The sequence below is a fragment of the Alcanivorax nanhaiticus genome, from assembly GCF_000756665.1.
Classification (GTDB): Bacteria; Pseudomonadota; Gammaproteobacteria; order Pseudomonadales; family Alcanivoracaceae; genus Alcanivorax; species Alcanivorax nanhaiticus.
The window spans coordinates 29594-45522 of record NZ_ARXV01000013.1 but is presented as its reverse complement, the minus strand read 5'-3'; the positions used below and the strand labels follow the sequence as shown (position 1 = coordinate 45522).

12 protein-coding genes are annotated in these 15929 nt (G+C 58.1%); 6 read left to right on the top strand and 6 right to left on the bottom strand.

Annotated elements, in window-relative coordinates; all coding sequences use genetic code 11:
• Positions 1-58 precede the first annotated feature (58 nt).
• From Y5S_RS14400 to Y5S_RS14390, 3 genes are all read right to left on the bottom strand, one after another.
• On the bottom strand, positions 59-1498 hold the full coding sequence (locus Y5S_RS14400; RefSeq protein ID WP_081939787.1) for a glyceraldehyde-3-phosphate dehydrogenase: 1440 nt from the start codon (positions 1496-1498) through the stop codon (positions 59-61).
• Positions 1499-1814: 316 nt separating this feature from the next.
• Entirely contained in the window at positions 1815-2399 is a 585-nt protein-coding gene (locus Y5S_RS14395; protein WP_035233931.1) for a uracil-DNA glycosylase family protein, read from the bottom strand.
• Positions 2399-3274, bottom strand: a complete 876-nt coding sequence (locus tag Y5S_RS14390) for an acyl-CoA thioesterase (protein WP_035233930.1) — start codon at positions 3272-3274, stop codon at positions 2399-2401. Before Y5S_RS14390 ends, Y5S_RS14395 begins: the two co-directional genes overlap by 1 nt.
• A gap of 390 nt (positions 3275-3664) precedes the next feature.
• On the opposite strand from Y5S_RS14390, the gene mfd reads away from it, so the two are divergent.
• From mfd to Y5S_RS14360, 6 genes are all read left to right on the top strand, one after another.
• Positions 3665-7120, top strand: coding sequence for a transcription-repair coupling factor (gene mfd, locus Y5S_RS14385; protein ID WP_035233929.1), 3456 nt, complete (start codon positions 3665-3667; stop codon positions 7118-7120).
• Between the two features lie 273 nt (positions 7121-7393).
• Positions 7394-7984, top strand: coding sequence for a CsiV family protein (locus tag Y5S_RS14380; RefSeq protein ID WP_035233928.1), 591 nt, complete (start codon positions 7394-7396; stop codon positions 7982-7984).
• A gap of 213 nt (positions 7985-8197) precedes the next feature.
• On the top strand, positions 8198-9238 hold the full coding sequence (locus Y5S_RS14375) for a Leu/Phe/Val dehydrogenase (protein ID WP_035233927.1): 1041 nt from the start codon (positions 8198-8200) through the stop codon (positions 9236-9238).
• A gap of 10 nt (positions 9239-9248) precedes the next feature.
• On the top strand, positions 9249-10307 hold the full coding sequence (pdhA, locus tag Y5S_RS14370) for a pyruvate dehydrogenase (acetyl-transferring) E1 component subunit alpha (RefSeq protein WP_035233926.1): 1059 nt from the start codon (positions 9249-9251) through the stop codon (positions 10305-10307).
• Positions 10300-11307, top strand: a complete 1008-nt coding sequence (locus tag Y5S_RS14365; RefSeq protein ID WP_156107789.1) for an alpha-ketoacid dehydrogenase subunit beta — start codon at positions 10300-10302, stop codon at positions 11305-11307. Before pdhA ends, Y5S_RS14365 begins: the two co-directional genes overlap by 8 nt.
• 147 nt (positions 11308-11454) lie before the next feature.
• The gene (locus tag Y5S_RS14360; protein ID WP_035233924.1) at positions 11455-12567 is read left to right on the top strand and encodes a dihydrolipoamide acetyltransferase family protein; all 1113 of its coding nucleotides are present in this window, start codon (positions 11455-11457) and stop codon (positions 12565-12567) included.
• On the opposite strand, the gene Y5S_RS14355 is transcribed toward Y5S_RS14360, so the two are convergent.
• The 3 genes from Y5S_RS14355 to Y5S_RS14345 form a co-directional block, all read right to left on the bottom strand.
• On the bottom strand, positions 12564-12977 hold the full coding sequence (locus Y5S_RS14355; RefSeq protein ID WP_035233923.1) for a GNAT family N-acetyltransferase: 414 nt from the start codon (positions 12975-12977) through the stop codon (positions 12564-12566). The genes Y5S_RS14360 and Y5S_RS14355 overlap by 4 nt on opposite strands.
• Positions 12978-13041: 64 nt before the next feature.
• Positions 13042-14745, bottom strand: coding sequence for an alpha/beta fold hydrolase (locus Y5S_RS14350; protein ID WP_035233922.1), 1704 nt, complete (start codon positions 14743-14745; stop codon positions 13042-13044).
• 152 nt (positions 14746-14897) lie between these two features.
• On the bottom strand, positions 14898-15614 hold the full coding sequence (locus Y5S_RS14345; RefSeq protein ID WP_035233921.1) for a YebC/PmpR family DNA-binding transcriptional regulator: 717 nt from the start codon (positions 15612-15614) through the stop codon (positions 14898-14900).
• Positions 15615-15929 lie beyond the last annotated feature (315 nt).

Sequence of the window (15929 nt, the reverse complement as noted above, 5' to 3'; positions counted from 1 at the left end):
GCTTCCCGGGAGTCGAAAAAAAGCCCGCATAGTGCGGGCCCCTTTTCATGGATCAGGATCAATCCTTCGGATACTGCGGGAATTCCACCCCGGAGATCTGCTGAAGGATACGCAGCACCTGACAGCTGTAGCCAAACTCGTTGTCGTACCATACGTACAGTACGCAATGACGCCCGTTGACAATGGTAGCCTCGGCATCAATGACGGACGCGTGACGAGAGCCGACGAAGTCGGTGGAAACGGCATCCGGGCTGCTGACGAAATCCACCTGGCGCTGCAGCGGAGAGTGCAGACTCACCCAACGCAGGTACTCGTTGAGCTCTTCCAGGGTGGTTTCCTTCTCCAGAGTCAGATTCAGGATCGCCATGGATACGTTCGGGGTAGGAACGCGGATGGAGTTGCCGGTCAGCTTGCCCGCCAGAGACGGCAGTGCCTTGGCAGCCGCAGTAGCAGCACCGGTTTCGGTCAGCACCATGTTCAGCGGTGCAGCACGACCACGACGTGGGCCTTTGTGGAAGTTATCCAGCAGGTTTTGGTCGTTGGTGTAGGAGTGAACGGTCTCAACGTGACCGAACTCAATACCGAATTTGTCTTCCAGCGCCTTCAGTGGGGGCACGATGGCGTTGGTAGTACAGCTGGCCGCAGAGATGATCTTGTCGCTGTCTTCGATGATGTTGTTGTTCACACCGTGAACAATGTTTTTCATATCGCCTTTACCCGGCGCGGTCAGCATCACGCGGGATACACCCGGACGGTTCAGGTGCTGGGACAGACCTTCCACGTCGCGCCACTTGCCGGTGTTGTCGATCACTACAGCGTTATTGATACCGTACTGGGTGTAATCGATGGTGTTCGGGTCGTTGGCGTAGATCACCTTGATGAAGTTACCGTTGGCGATGATCGCATTCTCTTCTTCATCAACAGCAATGGTGCCGGCAAACGGGCCGTGCACAGAGTCACGGCGCAGCAGGCTGGCACGCTTCTGCAGGTCACCCTTGCCGGATTCACGCACCACGATAGCCTTCAGGCGCAGGCCATTGCCGGAACCCACTTTCTCGATCAGCAGGCGGGCCAGAATGCGGCCGATACGACCAAAGCCGTACAGCACCACGTCGGTGGGCTCGGGCGTACCCGCCTTGTTGCTGGTCGCTTCCGCCAGCTCAGCACGAACGTAGTCTTCGATGGACTGACCACGGTTGTCTTTCTTGTACTCCACCGCCAGCTTGCCGATATCAATACGGCAAGGGCCCAGATCCAGCTTGGCCACTTCCTGCAGGATCGGGAAAGTGTCTACCACAGACAGCTCGGAATCTTCTACCTGCTTGACGAAACGGTGTGCTTTCAGGATCTGGATAACAGACTTGTTGACCAGGGCGCGGCTGTAAACGGTGGTGGTCACGTTCTTTTCGCGCTGCAGGCGGCCGATGACGGGAATCATGCCCTCTGCAATTTCTTCGCGGTTTTTCCAGCGGCCGAAATGGTCTTCCAGTTTGCTCACGGAGATGCCCCTCTCAGTTTAGGTTCAGGCGACGGAAACCGTTAAGTGGCTCTGCAAGGCCCGGCTTCACTGGTCACCAGCGGTGGAGTTTGGGGCGCGGATGATACCGCCAAACGGCATGTTTATCCACCCGGAAAGGGCCAGTTGAGAGTTGCAAGTTACAAGTTTCAAGGAGCAAGGCGCGATCTGAGTCAAAACCAGCGTCCGAGCCCTGCCCGCGCACAAGCGACAATGCGCGAAAAAATACCCATTGCGGGCTGCTCCGGCCTTTATCCGCGTTGAAACTTGCAACTTGAAACTTGCTTCTCATTGCCGCCTATCCAGACAGCGCCATCCCAACCCTCTCCCGCAGCGCCGGCAGCACCTCTTCCTCGAACCAAGGGCGCTGCCTTAGCCACAAACGGTTACGGGGACTCGGGTGGGGCAAGGGAAAAAAGCCATGCGCCAGGGCCTTTTTGTATTCCTTTACGTTATCGGTAAGTGTCTTTCCTGGTTCGGACAGGTAATAGCGCTGGGCGTACTGACCCACTAAAAGGGTCAATTGCAGATTCGGCAGCTCCGCCAGCAGCTTTGCATGCCACTGGGGGGCACATTCCGGCCTGGGCGGCAGATCCCCTCCCTTTCCCCGCCCCGGATAGCAGAAACCCATGGGAATAATGGCTATGCGGCTTTCATCATAAAAAGCCTCCCGGCCCAGCTGCAGCCAATCGCGCAGACGATCGCCAGAAGGATCATTCCAGGGAATACCGGTTTCATGCACCCGGGTACCGGGGGCCTGGCCCACAATCAGCAGCCGGGCCCCCTCACCTGCTCTCACTACTGGCCTTGGGCCCAACGGAAGATGTTCCTGGCACAGCCGGCAGGCCGCCACCTCCTCGAGGAGAACAGGCAGCCGTTTCATCAGGCCGGGCTGTCGGAACGGTGCTGACGCATCAGTCCTTCCTGCGCTACCGACGCCACCAGCGTGCCGTCCTGACGATAGATCGAACCAAAGTTCATGCCCCGCGCACCACCCGCGAAGGGGCTGTCGCTGCGATACAACAACCACTCATCAATACGGAAGTCATTATGGAACCACATGGCGTGATCGATGCTGGCGCACTGGGTGTTGGCCTGCCAGAAGTTCATACCGTGGGGCAGCATGGCCGTTCCCATCAGCCCGAAGTCAGAACAATAGGCCAGTAACGCCTGATGCAGCACCGGGCTGGCATCCACGGTATCGACCACCTTGAACCACACTTCCCGCACCGGTGCCTTTGGCTCCGGGGAAATAGGATCCAGCGGGGTAACCGGACGAAACTCCACCGGCCGCTCGGTAAGGAAATCCTTGCGATACTGCTCCGGCAAACGCTCCACCAGTTTCAAGCGAATAGCCTGATCCGTATCCAGGGTCTCCGGATCGGGCACATCCGGCATAGCGGCTTGGTGGGATGCACCCTCCTCCACGACCTGATAGGAGGCGGCGAGCGAGAAAATGGGACGGCCATGCTGGATCGCTTTCACCCGACGGGTAGTGAAACTCTTGCCGTCACGAATCCGCTCTACGTCGTAAACAATCGGGACATTGAAATCACCCGGCCGGAGGAAATAGGCATGCAGAGAATGCACCGGACGCTCTTCCGGCACCGTGCGTGATGCCGCCAGTAACGCCTGCCCGGCCACCAACCCACCAAACACACTCCGTTGGCCATTGGCCTGAGTTTGGCCACGGAACAGATTGTCTTCCAACTGCTCCAGGTCAAACAAATGCAGCAGCTCCCGAACTGGTGCTTTCATAATCGATCCTCAGCGCAAATCTCGAAATCAGACAACCATGGTAACGCCTCAGCCAACGCTTTGTTCAGTCATGCCGGGACGAATGTCAGAACAGACCTGCAACAAGTCGCAAGTGACCCGGCGGGGATGCAAGCTACAAGCTTCAAGCTGCAACGCGCCTCCTGATAGGCAACCAATCGTCAAACGTCGGAGCCTCGCCGCAGAGCTTGCTACCATTACCACAGCCTCATCAGCGCGGAACACCTCCCCCCTTCAAGACACGCCGTACCATCCTCGTGTTGTAGCTAGCAGCTTGAAGCTTGTCTCTCCATGGCCCCTTGACGCCCACACCGCTACAATACGCCGCCTCAGGCACACGCTAATGACCGTAGACGGCAGGAACCGGGCTGAATGAAGTTACTCCCCGACAGCAATCTCTTCCCCAGTGGACGTGAACACTTCAAGGACTGGTCTGGCCTCGACGCCGGCAGCATGGCCGCCGTGCTGGCCGAGCTGGCACGCAGTCAGGATCACCTGTTCGTGGTACTTGCTCCCAATACCGGGCGAGCGCAACAGATTGCCGACTCCCTCAGTTTCTACCTTGCAGGCAGTGACACCTCAGTCATGTTGTTCCCTGATTGGGAAACCCTGCCCTACGATCATTTCAGCCCCCATCAGGACATCATCAGCGACCGCATTCGGGTGCTGCATCAATTGCCCAACACCCACAAGGGGCTGCTGGTAGTCCCGGTGAACACCCTGATGCAGCGGCTGGCGCCACCGCTGCATATCACCGGTAACAGCTTCCTGCTCAAGGTCGGCGACAGGTTCGACATGGAAGCCACACGCCAGCGCCTGGTAGCGAGCGGTTATCGCCAACGCGACAATGTATATGAGCACGGCGAATTTGCTGTACGTGGGGCCATCATGGATATCTATCCCATGGGCGCACCGCAGCCATTTCGCATTGAGCTGTTCGATGACGAAATCGAATCCCTGCGACTGTTCGAGGCAGAAAACCAGCGCTCCACTGGCAAGGTCGAGGACATCACCCTGCTGCCTGCGGCCGAATTCCCGCTCAGCGCCGAAGGCATTGCCCGCTTCCGCAGCAACTTCCGTGATACCTTTGACGTGGACACCCGCCATGTGCCGCTCTATCAGGATGTCACCGACGGACTCGCCGCTCCCGGTCTGGAGTACTACCTGCCCCTGTTCTTCGAACACATGGCCACCCTGTTCGATTATCTGCCCAACGATGTCCGCCTGGTGGAACTGGCCGATTGCCAGGGTGCCATCGAGCATTTCTGGGGTGATGTTGAGCAACGCTATGAATCTCGTCGTCACGACATTCATCGCCCCATCCTCGCGCCGTGGCAGCTTTATCTACGGCCGGAAGAACTGGGCGCAGCACTGAAGCAGCACCCTCGGGCCAGACAGGCTGACAGCGGCAATGCCATCCAGTTCGACGTGGCCCCCATGCCGCCACTCACTGCGGATGTACGTGCCAGCAATCCACTTGCGCTGCTGCACACCTTCTCCAACGCCCACCCGGATACGCGCATCCTGATCTGCGCAGAGACCGCAGGACGCCGCGAAGCACTGCTGGAGCTGATGCAGAAGATTCACATCCAGCCGGTGATGAAGGAGAACTGGCCGGACTTTATTGCTGCACCGGCACGCTGGAGCCTTACCCGTGGTGAACTGGACGCAGGCTTCTATGCACCCGAACACGCTCTGCTGGTCGTCACCGAAAACGACCTTTACGGCGAACGGGTACTGCAACGCCGCCGCCGCAAGTCCAGTAGCGATGACGGTGCTGCCGAGCAAGCCTTCCGCTCTCTGGGTGAACTCACCGTAGGCTCCCCGGTAGTCCACCTTGAACATGGTGTCGGCCGCTATCTTGGCCTCACCCACATGGAAGTGGATCGCCAGCAACATGAATTCCTGTTACTGGAGTACGCCGGCGGCGACAAACTGTATGTACCGGTATCCTCCTTGCACCTGATCAGCCGTTATGGCGGCGGCGACACTGCCCCGCTCAACAAGCTGGGTACCGAGCAATGGAGCAAGGCACGCCAGAAAGCCGCCGAGAAGATCCATGATGTGGCTGCGGAACTGCTCAACACCTATGCCCGCCGCGAGGCCCGCGAAGGTCGCCAGTTCGATGTGGATCTGAGTGATTACGATCGTTTCAGCGCTGGCTTCCCTTTCGAGGAAACCCCGGACCAGCAAGCCGCCATCGCTTCAGTCATTGCAGACATGCAATCCAGTCAGCCCATGGACCGGCTGGTGTGTGGCGATGTGGGCTTCGGCAAGACCGAAGTCGCCATGCGCGCCGCCTTCGTGGCGGTGGAAAACCAGACCCAGGTAGCGGTACTGGTGCCCACCACCCTGTTGGCCCAGCAGCACTATGAATCTTTTACCGACCGCTTCGCCGACTGGCCGGTGAACATCGAGGTGCTGTCACGCTTCCGCAGCACCAAGGAAAAGACCCAGGTGTTGCAGAAACTCAGGGAAGGCAAGGTGGACATCCTGGTGGGTACCCACCAGCTGCTGCAGGAAAGCGTGGAGTTCAGCAACCTGGGGCTGATCATCGTGGATGAGGAGCACCGCTTCGGGGTACGTCACAAGGAGCGCCTCAAGCAGATGCGCGCCGAGTGCGACATCCTCACCCTCACCGCCACCCCCATCCCGCGGACCCTGAACATGGCCATGAGCGGCATGCGTGATATCTCCATCATCGCCACCCCGCCGCAGAAACGTCTGTCAGTGAAAACCTTCGTGCAACAGCGCAATGACACCGCAATCAAGGAAGCCCTGCTCCGTGAGCTGCTGCGTGGAGGCCAGGTGTACTACCTGCACAACGACATCGACACCATGGAAAAGACAGCGGAGGACATCCGCAAGCTGGTGCCCGATGCCCGGGTCGGTATTGCCCATGGCCAGATGCGCGAGCGGGAACTGGAAGCGGTGATGAGCGACTTCTACCACCGTCGTTTCAACGTACTGGTGTGTACCACCATTGTGGAAACCGGCATCGACGTGCCCAGCGCCAATACCATCATCATCGATCGGGCCGACAAGCTCGGCCTTGCCCAGCTGCATCAGCTGCGTGGGCGAGTCGGGCGCAGCCATCACCAGGCCTACGCTTACCTGATCACACCCAGCCCCAAAGTGATGACCAAGGATGCCCTCAAGCGTCTTGAGGCCATCGAGCAGGCCACTGATCTGGGAGCTGGTTTCATGCTGGCCAGCCAGGATCTGGAGATCCGTGGTGCCGGCGAACTGCTGGGCGAAGAGCAGCACGGCAACATTGAGACCATTGGTTTCAGCCTCTACATGGAGATGCTGGAGCAGGCGGTTGAGGCCTTGAAACGTGGCGAACAGCCCGACGTGGAAAAACCGCTCAGTGGAGGTCCGGAACTGAACCTGCGCATTCCCGCTCTCATACCTGAAGACTACCTGCCCGATGTTTTTGGTCGTCTGACCCTGTACAAGCGCATCGCCGGTTGCAAGACCCGCGATGGCCTGAAAGAACTGCAGGTAGAAATGATCGACCGCTTCGGGCTGCTACCAGAGCCGGTGAAAAATCTGTTCTCTGTCACCGAGCTCCGCCAACAGGCTGACCGGCTCGGCATCATCCGACTTGATGCCCATGCAGGTGGCGGCAAGGTGGAATTCGGCGAGCGCACCCCGGTAGACCCGCTCACCATCGTCAAGCTGGTCCAATCCGGCCCGAATCGTTTCAAGCTGGAAGGTGCCAACATGCTGCGATTTGTGGAAGGCAGTGAAACGGCGGAGGAACGGATTGGGGTGGTTGGTGAGTTGCTCAAGCGGCTGTCAGCGCAGAGTATCAAGCGGGACTGAGTTGCAAGTAACAAGTTTCAAGTTGCAACGCGATAATGGGCTGACAGTAAACCTTCCAGGCTTTCCCCGCGCCCCAATGTCCGGGCGCGGCACAACCTTAAAAACTCATCACGCCCCTTCCCGCGCCTTGTAACTTGAAACTTGCAACTTGAAACTCACCGTCCTTCACAAATTTCCCCCGCTGACGGCTTTCGCCCGGTGAATTAGCCGGCCACAGTGGTATAGTCGGCACCGGAACAACAACCTGCCAAGGCAGGACAAGGAGTGTACGCAATGCGTCGAGCTTTACTGCTGATGATCCTGGCTTTCCTGGCCAATCCAGCTTTCGCCGGCTGGTACAAAGTAGAAGTGCTGGTGTTTGCCCGCAACCATCCGGTTTCTGAAGAAATCTGGAATACCGCTCTGCAGCCTCGCTATGCCAGCCAGTCGGTCACCATTGGTGCCCCTGAGCAGAGTGAGTACGTGAACGCCAGCGACTTGTCCCGCGGCGCCTGGCAGCCACTGTCCGAGGAAGAAACCTCACTGCAGTACATGATGGAACGCATGGCCAGCACGGGTGACTATCGTGAGCTTTATCATGCAGGCTGGCGTCAGAGCATCGGCAACAAGGCCGATACTACGCCGGTTTACTTGCGCGGCGGGCGTACCCTCTCTACTGAAGATGGCGACGTGCCCGAGTTTGAAGGCACCTTGCATTTCAGCGAATCACGCTTTGTGCACGTCTCTCCGCGCCTGTGGTTTAACACCGAGAGCAGCGGCGAACGTTTCTATGTGGACATCAGCGAAGGTCGTCGTCTCACCGGCAGTGATGTCTACTACTTCGACCATCCCATGTTCGGCATGCTGGTTCGCGTTACCCGGTAACATTCTTCCTGCCGGCAGCCCCCCCTGCCGGCATTCAGGTTTCTGCATACCCCCCAACTCGCTGTCATCTCCCCTGTTCATGCCGCTTGTCAGAAAGTCGATCTAGATACAGGCATCCTGCATGGCTCCGCGTTAAGGTAAAAGGGTGCCCTATCCGGGCCTAATCTGCTTCCCTGACGGGCTTACCCAGCTCTACGGGAAAGGAGCGTTGTCATGTTCGTTACCCTCGAACAGACCGACGTTGCCGAACTCCATCAGTTCCGGGATCCGGTAACCGGTCTTCGTGCCTTGATCGCCCTGCATTCCACCCGTCTGGGCCCTGCCCTTGGCGGTTGTCGATGCCTTCCTTACCCTGACGAAACTGCCGCAGAAATTGATGTCTGCCGCCTTGCCCGTGGTATGAGTTTCAAAGCCGCTCTGGCGGGCCTGCCACTTGGCGGCGGTAAAGCTGTCATTATCGAACCGCAAAAGACCTATGATCGCCAGGCGCTCTTCCAGTCATTCGGCCGTGCCGTTAACAGCCTCGCTGGCCGTTACCTCACCGCCATGGATGCCGGCACGGAAACGGAAGATCTGGATCAGGTAGCCACTCAAACACCCCATGTCCTTGGCTATTCCGGCGACGGCATCGACCCCTCGCCCTTTACGGCGCTGGGCGTCTATACCGCGCTACAGATCGCCAGTGAGAGACAGCTGCACCGACAGGATTTCAAGGGCCTGCATGTAGCCATTCAGGGATTAGGGCATGTCGGCAGACGCCTGGCCATGATGTTGGCCTGGGCCGGTGCCCGCTTGACCATCACCGATCTGGACCAGGCCCATGGCAAGCGACTCGCAGAACGCCTGAATGCAGACTTCGTCACCGCCGACGAGATCTATGAGGTGCCCTGCGATGCATTCATGCCTTGCGCCCTGGGCGGCACGCTCAATCCCGAAACCATCCCGAGACTGGACGCCCGCTTGATTGTGGGTGCGGCCAACAACCAGTTAGCGAGCGAAGACGACGCCCGTCATCTGCAGGACCGCCACATTCTCTATACACCGGATTATGTGAACAACGCAGGTGGCCTGATCGCTCTCGCATTGCATCGCCAACGACACAACAACGCGGCCGTCCGGAGCAAGGTGAAAGGTATCGGCTGTACCCTGAGCCACCTTCTCAACGATGCTGAACGGTTAGGAGTATCCCCTGCGCTCATGGCGGATCGCATGGCTGAGCAGAGACTGCACGACGCCCATGAGCATGCCGCATAAGGAGACAGCCATGTTTTCCAGTGCACCTTACACAATGCATGAAAGGCTGCCATCGCTGGACAGCAACAGCGACTGGTCACGCCTTATTCAAGCCTACCAGGCCATGGCATTGATCCGTTGCTTCGACAAGAAAGCCGTGAACCTGCAACGTACCGGCCAGCTAGGCACCTATGCTTCCTGCCTGGGGGCTGAAGCCATTACCGTGGGCGCAGGCCTGAGCCTCGAGAACCATGACTACTTTGTCCCCTATTACCGGGATCATGCCACCCAGTATCTGCGCGGTGTCCCCCTCTACCAGATTCTGCAGTACTGGGGAGGCGACGAGCGAGGCAATGCCTTTCCGGCCCAGACTCCCGCAGTCAGAGATTTGCCCAACTGCGTCCCTATCGCCAGCCAGCTGACTCAAGCCGCTGGCATCGCCACCAAAGCCAAGTTGTGCCATGAATCGGCAGCAGTGCTGGCCACCTGTGGCGATGGCGCTACTTCGCGGGGTGATTTCTATGAAAGTCTCAACGTGGCAGGCGTCTGGCAGCTGCCGCTGGTAGTGATGGTCAATAACAATCAATGGGCCATCTCCGTCCCTGGACGGTTGCAGACCGCCAGCCAGAGCATAGCCCACAAGGCCGAAGCCGCCGGTATAGAGGGCATCCGTGTGGACGGCAACGATCTACCCGCCATGCTGGACGTATTGGACTACGCGCTGGATAAAGCCCGGCATGGCAAGGGGGCTACGCTGGTGGAAGCCGTGAGCTATCGCCTCAGTGATCACACCACCGCTGACGACGCCAGCCGATATCGCAAGGCCAGTGAACTCCATGCGGCCTGGCAACGGGAACCCGTGGCGCGACTGCGCCAGGCGCTGGTGGATGCCGGGCATTGGCAGGCAGATCAGGAGAAGCAGTGGCAGACACACTGCCAGCAGGAAGTGGACAAGGCGGTACAAACCTATCTGCAACAGCCGCCACAGGTGCCCACGGACATGCTCGATTATCTCTACGAAACGCTGCCGGAGAGCCTGCAGGCGCAACGAACCGTGTTGTCTGAACACGCAGGAGGTCGCCATGCATAGCGCACAGCGAGATAGTCAGGTCGCGATCCCCCTCAATCTGGTGGAAGCGATCAATCGTGCCCTGCGGCAGGCCATGGAGGATGACGATAGCGTGGTCCTGCTGGGCGAGGACATTGCGACAAATGGCGGTGTTTTCCGAGCCACCGAAGGCCTGAAGGAACATTTCGGCCTGCGCCGGGTGATGGATACTCCGCTGGCGGAGAATCTGATCGCAGGGATGAGCGTAGGCATGGCCAGCCAGGGACTGAAACCGGTGGCAGAGATCCAGTTCATGGGCTTTATCTACGCTGCGCTGGAACAGCTGATCAGCCATGCTGCCCGGTTACGCAACCGCACCCGTGGCCGCCTCAGCTGCCCACTGGTGATTCGCGCCCCTTTTGGTGGCGGCATCCATGCGCCCGAGCACCACAGCGAAAGTACCGAAGCGCTATTTGCGCATGTTCCCGGCCTGCGCGTGGTGATCCCCTCTTCTCCCGCGCGTGCCTATGGCTTGCTGCGCGCCGCCATTGCATGCCCGGACCCAGTGCTGTTTCTGGAACCCAAACGGCTCTATCGGCTGCAACGGTTACCCGTCGCCATTGACGATGAGCCGTTACCGCTGGATCGCTGCTTTACCCTGCGTGCCGGAGAGGACGTGAGTCTGATCAGCTGGGGCGCGATGATTCACGAAACCCTTGCCGCAGCGGATCAGCTGGCGGAAGACGGTATCAAGGCCGATGTCATCGACGTAGCCACGCTCAACCCGCTGGACCGGGACACCCTGATTGCCACCGCCGGCAAAACCGGGCGGGTTGTTATCGTCCACGAGGCCCCGTTCACGGGAGGCTTCGGCGCGGAGATCGCCGCCACTCTCGCCAGCGACGCCCTCATGCACCTGCGCGCCCCCATTGAACGGGTCACCGGCTATGACACCCCGATGCCCTACTTCGCCATGGAGCAGCAATACATGCCGCGCGTAGAACGCATCGTGGCGGCGGCGAAGCGGTGTATGGCGTACTGAGAGCAGTTACGAGTTTCGAGAAGCGAGTTTCGAAAACCACACCTCTTTTGCTTTTCGAAACTTTCAACTCGCTTCTCGAAACTCTGTTTTTCCCTGTGGCCAGTTACGTGCGTGAAGCATGCCAGCGAGCGACGAAGGAGCGATAAAATGCCCTATTTCACCCTGCCCGATCTGGGCGAAGGTTTGCAGGAAGCGGAAGTGGTTGAGTGGCACGTAAAGGAGGGCGACACCGTCAAGGTGGATGACCTGCTGCTCAGCGTAGAAACCGCCAAAGCCATTGTCGATATTCCAGCGCCAAAGGAAGGCAAGGTTGCCACCCTGTTTGTCCAGAACGGTGATCTGATTCATACCGGTGAACCGCTGCTCGCCTTTGAAGGCGAAGAAGGCAGCGGCAGCCAGACCGTGGTCGGCAATCTGCAAAGCAAAGAGGATAGCGGTACTGATGCCGACAACCCCGACCAGTTTGTGGTGGGTGCCGTGGCCGGAAGCCCGGCAATCCAGACCACCCCGGCGATACGCTCATTGGCTCTGCACCTTGGCGTAGCACTCGAACAGCTACATGGCAGCGGCCCCGGCGGCACCATCACCATCGAAGATGTCCAGCAGCAGGCCAGCCTGAAACAGAGCCACGGCGACAGCACCCCGCTCAAAGGCGTGGCTCGCAGCATGGCCAAGGCCATGGCCGCTGCCGGCCAGCAGGTCGTTCCGGTCAGCTTGTTCGACCAGGTCAGTGTCCGTCACTGGCCGGAAGATACCGACATTACCCTGCGCCTGATACGCGCCATCGTCGCGGGCTGCCACGCAGAGCCAGCCGTCAATGCCTGGTTCGATGGTGAGCGCCTGAGCATGCGTATTGTGGAAAAAGTGGATCTCGGTATCGCTGTGGACACCCCGGATGGCCTGTTTGTCCCGGTACTGCGGGATGTAGCCAACCGTGAACCGGCCGACTTGCGCGATGGCCTCAACCATCTTCGCCGGGATGTGGAGCAACGCAAGATTCCGGCAAAGGAACTTCAGGGAGCCACTCTCACCTTAAGCAACTTCGGCACCCTGGGCGGACGCTTCGCCACCCCAGTCGTGGTGCCACCTCAGGTCGCCATCGTTGGTGCGGGAAAACGTTTCAGCCAACCGGGCATCAAAAAAGGAGAACTGTTCGAGGATGTACAGTTACCGATCAGTCTGACCTTTGATCATCGTGCCCTGAATGGGGGACAGGCCGCACGCTTTCTTGCCGCCATGCTGGCAGAGCTGGCCCGCTAGCGTATCGGCTTGTCACGATCCAGCACCCAACAGCGGTCATTGTGCTCATAACCCAACGGCTCGTAGTAATGCTGTGCAGCCGGTGCGGCAATCAGGATCAATTTACAGCGCGGGCCTAACTGCTGCTGGGTCAGCGCCTGCAGCTGCCGCCCTATTCCGGCTTTCTGATATTCACGGTGCACGGCAAGATCCGACAAATAACAAGCATAGTGAAAATCCGTCACACACCGTGAAATGCCTACCAATCGATCCTTGTCCCAGGCACTGACAACCAGGTTTGCGTTTTCAATCATCCCGGCCATGCATTCCGGATCGTCTACCGGGCGACGTTCACCCAAGAATGAGTCGTTCAGTAAACGCGTAAATTCCTGAGGCGTGACCGGTGTATTCACCCGGTATTCAATCTGCATGATGGCGCTTTCCCTGTTCTCTTTAATGCACCTCTGAAAACCGGCACGGGGTTAATTCCAGCCGTTACAATCCCAACAGTTCGTTCAGAAAATCCTTCCAGAGATCATAGATCATGAAATGGCCGTGCTCAGGAAAGCTGCGGAATCTGACATCCGGGATTTCAGCGGCCAGGGCGCGAGCACTGTCAATGGACACGATGCCATCACTCTCACCATGCCACTGCAATACAGGCAGACGAATCTGTGAGGGATCCGCCCCCAGGGGTCTCAGGTGATTCAGATATTCTTCCATCATCACCCTTGCCCCCTGAAAGTGGCTGCGACGAGTGCGACGAATGGTGCGCGCCAGATAGTCTGGATTGGCAAAAAACGCCTGATCCGGCTTGGACAAACCCCGGGCCAGCATCTTGTAGAATTTCTCCGGTGCCTTCTGCACCCCGCGTACACCCAGTTTGCCAATCAGCATGAACAAACGTGGGTCCCGACGTGAGATCTGCACACACATACGATGGATTGGCTCCAGCTTGTTCTCATCAAAATGTTCGCCAGCAAGGGTGGTACCCAGCAAGCCAAGGCAGGAGAAGCTGTCCGGATACATCACCGCCGCACACAGCGCATAGGGTCCACCACCACAGTAAGCGGCAAGGGCCGGCTTGTGGATGTTGAGGTGTTTGCAGAGGAAAAGGATGTCCTTGCCAAAGTCCCGAAACTGAAAGTTCGCCTTGTAGGTGGAAATACCATACCCCGGCCGCACCACCATCACGATGCGCAGCCCTTTCTCCCGATACCACTGTTCAAAGAGGGTGTGATCCGGCATGGAAGCCCCCTGGTTTTCCAGAGTGATGACCGGTTTCCCCTTGGGGTCGCCGTATTCATACCAGCTCAGCACGCGACCATCTGGTAGGGTGACTGTGTATTCCTCATCGTCATCGGTTTTTCTGGGCAATCTGGCCACCTGGGCCAGCGCATGTCCCATGGCATGGCTGACCAGTTGCACCTGGCTGTTGGTGTTGAGCTTGGCCATGATGGATTTCAGCTGGGAACGAGCTGTACTGATCTTGATATTCAGCAGCTGAGCACATTGCTGAAGATTTCCGATCTTACATAACAGGTGCAGCAGACGGGATTCAGCTTCCGTGATACTGAATAGCGAACGCAATAATTCCGGGGAAGGGGTCACCACACTGTGGCCATCCAATACCCATACAATGGTTCGGACCAGGCTGATCGGTCCCGGCGCATCTGACTTGCGGACAGGCAAACACAACAGAGAGATACCGGCTTCTGGGGAAGTCAGCAATTGCGGCCCCCGTCCCTCTGCCAGACGATTCACCTGTTGCAGCGATTTTTTCAACTCGCGATCCTGGAAGATCAGCTCGCGGCCCTGCAAAGAAACCGGGCTGTCCACCAGAACCTGATTGGCCACCGGATTACTTTCCAGCACCACAAGATTGTCCCCCAGCATGAGCATCGGCCAGGGCATCTGGTTGTACATGGAGTTAAGGACACTGGTGCGATCTTCGAGGGCATGCATGTAAGAGCTGGAACGCACCGCCCGTTCGAGGTGATTCACCAGCGCTTCCACTTCCTCGCGCCGTTGCGGCACGGTGCCAGGCTGCGCTAACGCTTGAGTCGCGACGCTGGCGGCCAGCTCTGGCTCAGGAGCATCCGTCCAGCCGGCAATGGTATCCAGCAACTCCACCCAATCACCCGGTGACAATGCTGTCTCGTAGATTTTGCCGATTACGTCGTTTTCATCATTCTTCAAGCGTCACCCCACCAGGGCCTGTTGGCAGTGTTAACAGGCCTTAATCAAAAATGATCATAGATTCTCATTTTGACGACAGCAAACCAGACCTACTTCAGGCACAAACAAAAACACCGCCAGCGGCGGTGTCTCTGATCAGGATGACAGAATCCCTAGAGTTCAACGTTGTGATAAACGTTCTGCACATCATCCAGGTCATTAAGCATGGCCAGAAATTTATCAAACAGCTCCCGGTCATCCCCTTCCACAGTGGTGTAGGCATGGGGGATGAACTGGATTTCTTCCACTTCGAAATCAATGCCTTCGAAAGCATCCGTCAACGCCTGCCGGGCCTTGGCAAACTCAGTATTCGGGGTGAAGACCGTAATCATGCCCTCTTCACTTTCCACGTCCGTCACATCCACATCCGCTTCCATCAAGGCTTCCAGCACAGTGTCTTCATCTTCACCGGCAAAGCGAAAAATCGCGGCATGGTCGAACATGTGGGCAACCGTGCCCTGAGTACCGATCTTGCACTTGGTCTTGGTGAAAGCCACGCGCACATCACCAAAGGTGCGGTTGGGGTTGTCCGTCAGACACTCGATGATGGCCATGGAGCCGCCAGGACCATAGCCCTCGTAGCGGGCCGGCGCAAAATCTTCACCGCCTGCCCCACTGGCCTTGTCCAGCGCTTTCTCAATCACATGGGAAGGCACCTGATCCTTCTTGGCACGCTCGATCATGCTGCGCAGGGCCAGGTTGGCTGACGGGTCAGTCCCCCCGGATTTGGCGCAGACATAAATTTCACGGCCATAGCGGCTATACACCTTGGCCTTCATGTCCGAGGTCTTGGCCATGGATTCTTTGCGGTTCTGGAAGGCGCGCCCCATAGTCTTGCTGCTCCGAATGTGAATTGAGTGGGAGATTTTAGGGTAAAATCGTCATTTTACCTAAGCCATAAGCGGTATCGTCACGTATCGCCCTCATTCTGCGGGCCACGCCTAGTCCTGTGGCGCCCCAGGAAACGCCTCTTCCAACTGCACAACAAGGCCGGCAACTTGCCGGGGGACAGGGTTATCAGACCTATTTTGTTACTGATTCATTGACCGTGAACAGGTGGCTATCAAACCGCCGTGACATTCATCACATTGACGCCTTTTTACAGTCACACAAGGAACTTCATCAGCTGAGCCTGTCGCAATAGG